Genomic DNA, 9564 nt, shown 5'->3' on the forward strand with positions numbered 1-9564 from the left:
CCTCATACCATTATGGTATCCGGTAGGTTTTTTCACGTATGGCAGGGGATTCCTGCCAAAGAATCGGACGGTTATCTGTTCTGATTCTTTTCCCCGGTGTGTGTGGTAGTCTCGGTTTTGGAGTTCTCTCCCCCGCCCAGGACGTCGCCTACGGCATCGCCGGCATCCTTGACCACGTCACCGGCAGCGTCACCGGCGTCCTTGACCACATCGCCGGCACCTGTCACGATGTCACGTGCGCCGTTTTCCACATCGGTGACCACATCGCCAACAACACCGTTGCCGTCATTGTCGGTGTGGTCGTCATTGTTGTTGTCAACCACGTTGGTTTCGGTGTTGTTCTTGTTTTCCTCTGTGACAGTACTTGTGGTATTGTTTCCGTTGGAATCATTGTTTCTGCCGCCGCAGCCGGTCAGCATGGCAGCTGTCAACAGCAGTGCTGCGGGCAGTGCCAGATATCGATAGGTTCTTTTCATTGTATTCACCTCGCATGCTGGTTTGCAGAAGTTCTGCTTCCTTAGTCTTTCCAACCTTTCAAGAATTATTCCCTTTCCACATTTCCACGATGCAATAATATGCGGATTTTCGGGCGTTTTACAGATATCGTCAAATTCTTCCGCAGTATTTCCCCAACATTTCAACAGAGTTTTCCACAATTTCGGGAAAGTTGATGACAAAACAATTACAAATAAAGCTTCCGTAGTAATTATTTTGTCATTGAAAAAATGCAAAATGTGCAATAACTGTAACCGTATGAGTGGAATATACGAGAAAAGGGCACTTTTTGTTTTCCACAAGTTGTGGAAAACCCGGTGGAAAGTCTGGGAGAAGTGTGGAAATAACCGCTGAATGTTTACAGAGGAATTATGGACATATGATTCCCCGATATCCCGCAAATGATCCGGAAATAACCCCCGATTCCCTTTGTTTACAAACTTTTATTGCAACAGACTTGCCAATTCTGTGAAAATATGATATAATAATACGGCGGAGGAGGTGCGCAGTATGACCAAACGGGAAGAATTCATTGCCGTTTATCAGGAAAATATCACACGCCGGGGTGCAGATCGGCTGCTGGAGTGGCTGGATTCCGATGCCAGCGACTTTTTCACAGCACCGTCCAGCACACGCTTTCACGGCGCCTATGAGGGCGGTCTGGTGGAACACAGCCTGAATGTGTACGAGTGCCTGAAAGACTATCTGGCACGCCCCAGAACCCGGGAACTGTATGGTATGGACTACACGCCGGAGACCATTGCGGTGACGGCACTGCTGCATGACATCTGCAAGGTAAATTTTTATGCGGTGGATTATCGCAACGCCAAAAACGAACAGGGCGTATGGGAACGTGTGCCCTATTACACCATCCGGGATACGCTGCCCTATGGACACGGGGAAAAATCTGTTTACATGATCCAGGGCTTTATGCGGCTGACCCGGGAGGAGGCGTTTGCCATCCGCTATCACATGGGCTTTTCTGGGAATGAGGACAAGAACAGCGTGGGAAGAGCGCTGGAAATGTTCCCCCTGGCATTGGCCGTGAGCGTCGCTGATATGGAGGCGTCATATTATTTAGAAGGATCAAATTAAGAACGGTTGGAGGAAAAAACAATGAGTTGGTATGAAAATGCTGTGATGTATCACATCTATCCCCTGGGCTTCTGCGGTGCGCCGAAGCACAACGAGGGCGGCGAGCCGGTGAACCGGCTGGAAAAGGTGCTGGACTGGATTCCGCATCTGAAAGAACTGGGCGTAGATGCCCTCTATTTCGGTCCGGTGTTCGAGTCTGTAGAGCATGGCTATGACACCACAGACTATCGTATCATTGACCGCAGACTGGGCACCAATGAGATGTTTGCACACATCTGTGACGAGCTGCACAAGAACGGCATCCGCATCATCCTGGACGGTGTGTTCAACCACGTGGGACGGGATTTCTGGGCATTCAAGGATGTTCAGGAAAAGGGACAGGCTTCGGCGTACTGTGACTGGTTCGCAGGTCTGAACTTCGGCGGTCAGAGCCCCTGCGGCGACCCTTTCTGGTATGAGGGATGGAACGGCTATTACAATCTGGTAAAGCTGAACCTGAAAAACTGGCACGTGTGCGATTATCTCATCGACGCCGTGGGCATGTGGATGGACGAGTTCCACATTGACGGTATCCGCTTCGATGCGGCAGACTGCGTGGACTTCGATTTCTTCCGCCGGATACACAAATTCTGCAAGGAACGCAATCCGGAATTCTGGCTCATGGGTGAGATCATCCACGGCGACTACAAGCGCTGGGCAAACCCAGAAATGCTGGACAGCGTAACCAACTACGAGTGCTACAAGGGAATTTATTCCTCTCATAATGATAAAAACTATTTCGAGATCAACTACAGCATCAACCGTCAGTTCGGCAACGGCGGTATCTATCAGGGTACCGCACTGTATAACTTTGTGGACAACCACGATGTCAATCGCCTTGCCAGCACCCTGGTGGATCAGCGTTATCTGCCTCTGTGCTACACGCTGATGTACGGTATGCCGGGCATTCCGTCCATTTACTACGGCAGTGAATACGGTGTTATGGGTCGTCATGAGAACAATTCCGATGACGGTCTGCGTCCGTGTCTGGAACTGGACGAGCTGAACCGCAGCGGCAATCTGGATCTGTACCGCCATCTGGTGAAGCTGGGCAGAATCTACCGGGCATATCCGGCACTGCGCACCGGTGCATACCGGACAGTGGAAGTACGCAACCAGCAGCTGCTCTTCGCCAAGGAACAGGACGGCAGAACTGTCTATGTGGCACTGAACCTGGACGAGAACCCCAGCGAGTTCCGTTTTGGCACAAATGTGCCGTCTCTGGTGGATGTAATCAGCGGTCAGCCGGTGGAAGTACAGAACGGCGGCGCCTATATCCGTCTGGCACCCTTCTCCCAGATGATCCTGGTAGAGGATGATATTGTCAACAACATTGAGACCGTGGAAGAGGCAATCTCTATTCCGGAGCCCACCCGTCTGGAAGAGGGCGCACGGTATCGTGATCTGCTGGATGGTTCCATTTGTGTACTGCTCCAGACCTCTGTCCGCCATGCGGAGACACAGGAAGAACTGGTGGTTTACCGCAAGGAAGCAGACGGCACCGTCTGGGCAATGCCGAAGTCGATCTTCACTGGCACAGCACATGACAACCAGCCGAGATTTACTATGGTTTAAGCGAAGCTTTTTATAGATACAAAGCAGCGGTGGGCGTGGATTCGCCGACCGCTGTTGCTGTATTGTTCCATAATGCATAGAAAGGAGATCTTTCAAATGTGTGGTGCGTTATATATTATCGGTACACCCATCGGCAATCTGGAGGATATCACCATGCGCCAGCTTCGGCTGCTGGAAGAGGTGGATTTCATTGCCGCAGAGGACACCCGTGTGACCCGGAAGCTGCTGTCTCACTATGACATCCACACACCTGCGGTCAGCTATCACGAGCACAGCGGTCAGTCTGTGGCACAGAGCATTGCAGACCGAATTCTTGCTGGGGAATCCTGCGGCGTGGTGACGGATGCCGGAATGCCGTGCATTTCCGACCCCGGCGAACCGCTGGTAAAGCTCTGTCATGAGCAGGGCATTCCCATGGAAGTTGTCCCAGGGCCATCGGCGGCAATTGCAGCCCTGGCGATCTCGGGGCAGCATACGGCACGATTTACCTTTGAGGGATTTCTCTCGGTGAATCAGAACCAGCGGAGTGCACATCTGGAGCAGCTGCGGCAGGAGACACGAACCATGATCTTCTACGAAGCGCCTCATAAGCTGTGCCGGACGCTTTCGGATATGGCGAAATATTTCGGAGGAGACCGGGAAATCTCCCTCTGCCGGGAATTGACAAAACTCCACGAGGAGGTGCGGCGCACCACACTGAAAGAAGCCATGGCATATTACGAGCAGACGCCGCCCCGGGGTGAATTTGTCCTGGTAGTAGCTGGTGCAGCACCGGCAAAACCGGAGGAGATCTCCCTGGAAGAAGCTGTGGCACGGGTGCAGCAGCTGGTGCAGGATGGGCAGAAACTGACCCAAGCGTGCAAGACAGTTGCCGCTGAAACGGGATACCGGAAGAGCGAGTTGTATGACGCCGTGCAGACGAATGAGTAAGGCATATGCATCATTCAGAAAGAACGTTTCTCAACCCTTTTCACTTTGCACATCCATATAAAAACGCCCCTGCTATTTCGTGTCAAATCACGAAGCGGCAGGGGCGTTTTCGTTCATTCAGCGAATGTTATCTGTCGAAGTTGTTGCGGCAGTTCTGCTCGTTGCGGTTCTGCTTCTGCTGATTCTGCTGCTGCTGACGGTTCTGGTTCTGCTGGTTGTTCCGGTTCTGGTTCTGCTGATTGTTCTGATTCTGGTTCTGGTTGTTCTGATTGGACATCATGGTCTCCGTTTCTCCGCACATGGCGGTACCCCATGAAACAGCCTCTGTGTGCGGTCGGAGACTGCTCGTTTCATGTTGGTACCGGAGCGGCATGGTGTTTTTTGCCGCTTGCACATAGTTTGCCCGGATCTCGTCAGAATATACAGGTCACCACACGGGCGATCAATGTCACCAGAAAACAGAACACAATTCCCACCAGTGTGGGAATACAAAACGCCGCTGCTGTCCACTTCCAGCTTTTGGTTTCTTTTAAAATAGTCAGACAGGTGGTGGAACAGGGGAAATGGAACAGGATAAACAGCAGTACACACAGCGCCGTGAGCCACGTCCAGCCGTGGTCTGTCAGAATGGTGTACAGCTGGGTCATATCGCTGGTCTCGGTGAGTGTCGTGCCGGAGGTGTAGCACATGAGGGCAATGGGCAGGACGATCTCATTTGCCGGAAATCCCAGCAGGAATGCAAGAAGAATAACCCCGTCCATACCCAGCCATTTTCCCGGCGTATCCAGAAATCCGGAGAGAATGGTCAGGAGATTGTCGCCGCCGATGCGGCAGTTTGCCAATACCCACAGCAGTGCACCGGCAGGAGCCGCTACCATACAGGCTCTTCCCAGAACAAACAGGGTACGATCCAGAATAGAGCGTACCAGCACACGCCCGATCTGGGGTTTCCGGTAGGGTGGCAGTTCCAGGGTGAAGGAGGATGGCACACCCCGGAGAATGGTGTGGGAGAGAATCCGGGAAACGCCCAGGGTAACGAGAATGCCCAGCACGATCATGCCAAGCAGCATGGCGGCAGAGGAAAGGGTTTTCCCGAAGCCGCTGCCCACAGCAAAAAAGAGGGTGATGCAGGTGATCATAGTGGGAAAACGCCCGTTGCAGGGGACAAAATTGTTGGTCAGAATGGCAATGAGCCGTTCTCTGGGGGAATCAATAATGCGACAGCCCGTGACGCCGGCGGCGTTGCAGCCAAAGCCCATGCACATGGTGAGACTCTGCTTACCGCAGGCGCAGGCACGCTGAAAGCGCTTGTCGAGGTTGAACGCCACTCGGGGCAGATAGCCGAAATCTTCCAGCAGCGTAAACAGGGGAAAGAAAATTGCCATGGGCGGCAGCATGACAGAAACGACCCAGGTGAGCACTGTATATATGCCGTCAATGAGCAGACTGTACAGCCATCCCGGTGTATGTATCGTCTCCAGCAGCCAGGAAAAGCCCTCTTTCAACTGGGCAAATCCTGCAGACAGCCAGGCGGAGGGATAGTTCGCCCCCACAATGGTGATCCACAGGATCAGACCCAGAAGCACCAGCATAATGGGAAAACCCAGCCGTCCGGTGAGAATGCGGTCTATGCGGCGGTCACGCTGGCTGGAATTTTCCGGCGCAGTGACGACAGCGGCGGCAATGGCTTCGCTCCGGGTGACAATGGCGGCAATAACCTTGTCGGCAAAAGCTTCGGCGGAAAACACCCCGTGGGCATGCTCCAATGCGGCGGAAAGAGGTTCTTCCTCTAGGGAAATCCCAGTGTAGGCGGCAATCTGTGCGTGCAGTTCCGGCTCCGGTTCCAACAGCCGCAGCGCTGTCCAGTCCGGCGGCAGCCCGTGGAGATTTGCCGGTAGAACATCCAGAACAGGCTGTATGACGGCGGTGATTTCTTCCGGCATAGGCTGAGGTGCAGGGTCTGGAAATTCCCCCAGCAGCAGTGCATCCAGCTTGCATTTCAGGCGATCCAGACCCTTGCCGCTTCGTGCGGTGACGCCTGCCACGGGAATTCCCAGTTGCTGTTCCAGCTGTTTCAGATCCACGGTGATGCCACGGTTTTCGGCTTCGTCCAGGAGATTTACGCAGAGCAGCACACGGGAGGTGGTCTCCAGAACCTGGAGCAGAAGCGTTATCCCACGTTCCAGACAGGTGGCATCGCAGACCACCACAGCGGCATCCGGCTCGCCGAAGCAGAGAAAATCCCGTGCCACTGCCTCTTCTGCGGAGCGTGCCCGGAGAGAATACGTCCCCGGCAGATCCACCAGCGTCACCGGACGACCGCCGCAGATGGTGACACCCACGGCACTTGCCACCGTTTTTCCTGCCCAGTTGCCGGTGTGCTGGTGCAGTCCCGTCAGGGCATTGAACACCGTGGATTTCCCCACATTGGGCATCCCGGCAAGGGCAACAACAGGGGTCTGCGTGTCGATCAGCTCCGGCAGCTGTGCGGATGCGGCAGTCTTTCCCATGGGATCAGATCCTTTCGTATTTTTTATAGATGGTCACCTCTAAAAACCCGCTCACCCGTCATCTGCGGCGCATCTTTACGCCATCTTCCCTTGCGAAAAAACTTGAAATACATCGAGTATTCCTGCATTTTTCCGCAAGGGAATCTGTCGCAAATCTGCACCACATCTGACGGATTCGGGGTTTTTAGAGATGCCCTGATGACATGAGAACCCCTCCACCATTGCTGCGCAATGGTTCCCTCCCCTTTCAGGGGAGGCTGAAAATGATCATATTTAGCGAATGATAAATTTTGCGCACAATGCCTCCCCTGAAAGGGGAGGGGAACCGCCAACAGGCGGTGGAGGGGTATTATATCGATAAACAAAAGCTTCATTTTGCTAACAGTATATGCATCCCGAAAGCCTGCTATGCAGAATACGCCGTGACAAAAAGCCGCCGGCGATACCCAAAAGTACCGCCGGCGGCTTTTCACAAAACAGTTTCTCTCATCTCTTCATTTTTCTGAAAAAATACAGTGTTCTATCAGGAAAGCATAACATCCCGATAAGCAGATTCATAGGAACGCCCCACGCTGACATATGCGGAAGAAGTCAGCAGCAGCTGGGCGTCCGTCATATCGACCTTTCCGTCGGCATTGGCATCCAGCAGGTTGTAATCCAGCGCACCGATTTTGTATTGCTTGTAATCCTGCACAATGATATTATCATAGGTTACTCCAGTTACGATTTGGATTTCCTTTCCCACCGATTCCAGCGCATAGATCCGTAGCGCTTCATAAGCGGCATTGGAGTCGCCCAGGGTGCCGTCCTTGCGCAGTTCGCCGATGGCATACTCTGCATGTTCGTGAATCCAGTCGGAATCTGCCTGATCGACCTTTCCATCATAATTCAAATCGCCCTTCATGTAAAAGTGCAGAGTGGTGGTGTTTTTCGGCGTTTCCAGCGTGTCTATCTTTGCTGCCATCAGGGCGTCATGGTCGGTAAGAACCAAATCGCCGTCCAGGTCGCCAAGGATAAAGTATTCTCCCAGACTGCCTTCTTCATAATGATAGTAGTAGCAGAACGGTTCACCGCAAAATGCCTCATGACCAACGCCTTCGTTGGCGTAAATGTCCATAATGCCTTCTATATCCATGTAAGAGATCAAGCCATTCGCATCTGTGTCAGCCAGATTGCGCTGTAACGGCGTCATTTCTTCTATGGTTTGCTCCATGATATGCAGTATGATGTAATAGGCATCGTCAGGTGTTGTTACTCCACCCAGATCATAATCCCCCAGGGCATACTCCTGGTTCACATGGATCCAGGTGACATCTGCCTCGTCAATGAGACCGTCTCCGGTGATATCCGCCCGGGACAGCTGATTTTCTGTCAGGGTGTAGGTGTCGTCCAGAAGATACCGGGAAAGCATGGCAGTGTCGTGTCCTGTGAGATAGCCATCGTTGTCAATATCGCCGGGTACAGTGTTGTCTGCTGCGCTGACGGAAAGTCCGGACAGCGTACCTGTCAACATAGCTGCGGCAATTGCAATGCCCATCCAATTGTGTCGTTTCATAAAGATTACCTCCTATTCAAATTGCAGAGAAAACCGAATCCAATTCCGCTGTGGAGAGAACGCAGAATCAAATTGTCATTTGTATCAACCATTCTATAATGGATACAAATGAGCACCGCAAAATGTTGCAGAAATCAAATTTTTTGAATCAGTTTCTATGTTTTGCACAAAAAACAATCTTTTCATTTGTGAAAAATATGGTGTCCTCAGGGCGTCTATATACAGTTTAGAGGCTGTTGCAAACATCAAAATCCAACAAGAAAACGGTGTGATGTCCACATCGACCCGTGAATCAGGATTTTGCTGTCCTTGCAACAGCCCCTTTGTAATCGTTATTCTCCCACTGCCGCAGTGACGCTTTCACCGTTGATCTCATTGCCATCGGATGTGTTTTCACGGATGACAACAGCCTGTCGATACATCGTCCCATATCGGTCTTCAAACATGGTCATGTCATAGGAGACCAGACCCTCCAGAGGGTCGCAGACAATAACCGTATTGGTGTTCAGGTCATAGCCGCAGAGCAGGACGCAGTGCTCGTTGATGAGAAATACTGCATCGTCTCCGTTGGGTGTGGTCCAGTAGTACCGTTCCTCCACCTTGTCTGTCATACCAATGGTTGCCCAGGTGACAACGGGAGTTCCGTTTGCCACCTCCCAGAGGAGCGTTTTCAGAGAACAGCCGGTGAGATTTTGTACCGTTTCCGTGCCGTTCTGGGCGGCAATGTACTTTTCAGCCGTTTTTTCGATAACCGGAGCATAACAGCCCCAGGCAGTGGGATCGTGGGGAGAGCCGACAAATGCTTCACCGAAAGTGGTCAGATAGGGATCGGAACGAATCAGATATTCGTCTGCCATGGTCAGCTTGTCCACAGAGTAGCCGGCATAATTCAGCGCCATGGTGAGAGAGGTGATCTCACATCCGGTAGGAAGCTCGGGATTCTGCATGATCGGTGTCACATTCAGCTGGAAGATGTCTGCGGGCAGCTCTGCCGGCTCTTCCGGGAGTGTTTCCTCTGTTACCAGGGGAATTGTGCCCTGATATAATACCCCGGGGACAGCGGTGGCAGATGAAGTTGTTGTTATCGTTGTTGTGACAGCGCCGTTTTCTGAAACAGATACTTCTTCGGCACTTTTTTTCTGAAAGTGAGAGACACACCGGGAGATGGAAAAACAGATCCCTGCGATCAGCAGAATGAGAACCAGTAGTCCCATGCGCCGCCGTCTGCCCAGTTGTTTTTTTGTTACCTTTGCCATAATGTCATCCTCTGCTTTTCTCAATTAGGAAAAACGATAAATTATTGTTAGCGTAAGAACCCCTCCACCATTGCTGCGCAATGGTCCCCCTCCCCTTTCAGGGGAGGCA

The 9564-nt window shown here is 52.2% G+C and carries 8 protein-coding genes; 3 read left to right on the top strand and 5 right to left on the bottom strand.

Going from position 1 to position 9564, the window contains the following annotated elements; all coding sequences use genetic code 11:
• Positions 1-71: 71 nt before the first annotated feature.
• Positions 72-476: a hypothetical protein gene (locus Q0418_RS08280; protein ID WP_298483664.1), complete on the bottom strand. Its 405-nt coding sequence runs from the start codon at positions 474-476 to the stop codon at positions 72-74.
• A 529-nt stretch (positions 477-1005) separates the two neighbouring features.
• Here Q0418_RS08280 and Q0418_RS08285 point away from each other — a divergent pair.
• The 3 genes from Q0418_RS08285 (at position 1006) to rsmI (ending at position 4134) form a co-directional block, all read left to right on the top strand.
• Positions 1006-1590 carry an HD domain-containing protein gene (locus Q0418_RS08285; RefSeq protein WP_298483665.1) on the top strand — a complete coding sequence of 195 codons (585 nt, stop codon included), beginning with the start codon at positions 1006-1008 and terminating at the stop codon, positions 1588-1590.
• A 21-nt stretch (positions 1591-1611) separates the two neighbouring features.
• Complete coding sequence (locus Q0418_RS08290; protein WP_298483666.1) at positions 1612-3204, top strand: DUF1653 domain-containing protein; 1593 nt, start codon at positions 1612-1614, stop codon at positions 3202-3204.
• Between the two features lie 96 nt (positions 3205-3300).
• Positions 3301-4134 carry a 16S rRNA (cytidine(1402)-2'-O)-methyltransferase gene (gene rsmI / locus Q0418_RS08295; protein ID WP_298483667.1) on the top strand — a complete coding sequence of 278 codons (834 nt, stop codon included), beginning with the start codon at positions 3301-3303 and terminating at the stop codon, positions 4132-4134.
• 127 nt (positions 4135-4261) lie between these two features.
• On the opposite strand, the gene Q0418_RS08300 is transcribed toward rsmI, so the two are convergent.
• From Q0418_RS08300 to Q0418_RS08315, 4 genes are all read right to left on the bottom strand, one after another.
• Positions 4262-4435, bottom strand: a complete 174-nt coding sequence (locus Q0418_RS08300) for a hypothetical protein (RefSeq protein WP_298483668.1) — start codon at positions 4433-4435, stop codon at positions 4262-4264.
• 112 nt (positions 4436-4547) lie between these two features.
• Positions 4548-6644 (bottom strand): ferrous iron transport protein B, encoded by a 2097-nt coding sequence (gene feoB, locus Q0418_RS08305; protein WP_298483669.1) that lies wholly within the window; start codon positions 6642-6644, stop codon positions 4548-4550.
• 523 nt (positions 6645-7167) lie between these two features.
• Positions 7168-8199: a dockerin type I repeat-containing protein gene (locus tag Q0418_RS08310; protein ID WP_298483670.1), complete on the bottom strand. Its 1032-nt coding sequence runs from the start codon at positions 8197-8199 to the stop codon at positions 7168-7170.
• A gap of 332 nt (positions 8200-8531) precedes the next feature.
• Complete coding sequence (locus tag Q0418_RS08315) at positions 8532-9455, bottom strand: C39 family peptidase (RefSeq protein WP_298483671.1); 924 nt, start codon at positions 9453-9455, stop codon at positions 8532-8534.
• Positions 9456-9564 lie beyond the last annotated feature (109 nt).

This window comes from uncultured Ruminococcus sp., assembly GCF_937915125.1.
Classification (GTDB): domain Bacteria; phylum Bacillota; class Clostridia; order Oscillospirales; family Ruminococcaceae; genus Ruminococcus_C.